This is a genomic window from Xenorhabdus littoralis, from assembly GCF_033949345.1.
GTDB classification, from domain to species: Bacteria; Pseudomonadota; Gammaproteobacteria; order Enterobacterales; family Enterobacteriaceae; genus Xenorhabdus; species Xenorhabdus littoralis.
On the sequence record NZ_VCDP01000103.1, the window covers coordinates 1 to 994 of the forward strand.

At 54.2% G+C, this 994-nt stretch carries 2 protein-coding genes; both read left to right on the top strand.

From position 1 onward, the window contains the following. The first annotated feature begins 198 nt into the window (after positions 1 to 198). The gene (locus FE394_RS17510; RefSeq protein WP_319927635.1) at positions 199 to 780 is read left to right on the top strand and encodes a DUF2857 domain-containing protein; all 582 of its coding nucleotides are present in this window, start codon (positions 199 to 201) and stop codon (positions 778 to 780) included. A 20-nt stretch (positions 781 to 800) separates the two neighbouring features. Continuing rightward, on the top strand, positions 801 to 994 hold a 194-nt coding region (locus tag FE394_RS17515), incomplete at its 3' end, for a ParE family toxin-like protein (RefSeq protein ID WP_319927636.1).

Here is a 994-nt window from a genome sequence, read left to right on the forward strand (position 1 = left end):
GGAGGCGGTGCCATTACTGGATGACAGCCAGACCGTGAAGTTTCTGCGGCTGCTGCGAATTATCCGCCGCCTGCGTGAACTTCAGCGCGAAATTACACCGGAGATGTTGACGATGTAGCGATGCCGGTACGGGGTGCCTGCTTTTCAGTGTGTTGTTCATTCATTGTGTTTTGACTGGCCTGATAATGGAGGAAGTGTATGAATCATTTATCGCAAGCGACCAACAGCCTGTTGTTGCAGTTGGTGATGGATTTGAAGAACGGCTATATCCGCCGTTGCGAAGCACTGGGGCTGGCACCCTCGGAGATGCTGATGTTACAGAGCCTGACGATTGAGGATTTGCATTATCTGGGCAACAGCCCGGTATCGGTGCTGAGTGTGCAGATTCATCACGCCAATCTGGCCCGCATCTTACATCAGGCGCGTATCGAACAGCAGCGGATACAACGCATTGACCGGGCACTGGAACTCAGCGGATCGATTGACCTGATGCACTATTTTTTTGGCCTGTCCAGTCTGGAGGTGGCGGCGCGCCGGCGTATTGCCGGGATTGCCGTGAAGTCGGGGCGGGTTTCGGTGCTGACGGAAGCGGAAAACCGTGACCTGTGGCAGCGCTGGCAGGCGGCAAAAATTGGGGATGCGGACAGTGCCGAAGGGCTGGATATCATGATGGACGTGGCGGAGCATCATGATATTTCGCTGACGTCCGTCTGGAATGCCGTCAAAGAATGGCAGCAACAGGGTGCATCCGGATCGGTCTCTGTGAAAAAACAGGGATAAAACGGGTCATACAGGAAACGATGTCAGGAAAATTAACGGAAATCATACCCGGCCTGCATGTGCCGGTAACGGCCCCGCTGTCCTTTCGCCGTAAGGCGCAATATCAGGTGAAATGTTACCGGCGGGGTCAGCGTAATTACGTCCGGTTGAAGGAAAAAGGCACCGGATATCTGAAAATTAACGTGGGGCTGTTCTGGCGGCTGTTAAGCCGTGA

Bases quoted from the DNA above. Each gene is read 5' to 3' on its own strand.
- FE394_RS17510 (WP_319927635.1), top strand. From the start codon at position 199: ATGAATCATTTATCGCAAGCGACCAACAGCCTGTTGTTGCAGTTGGTG.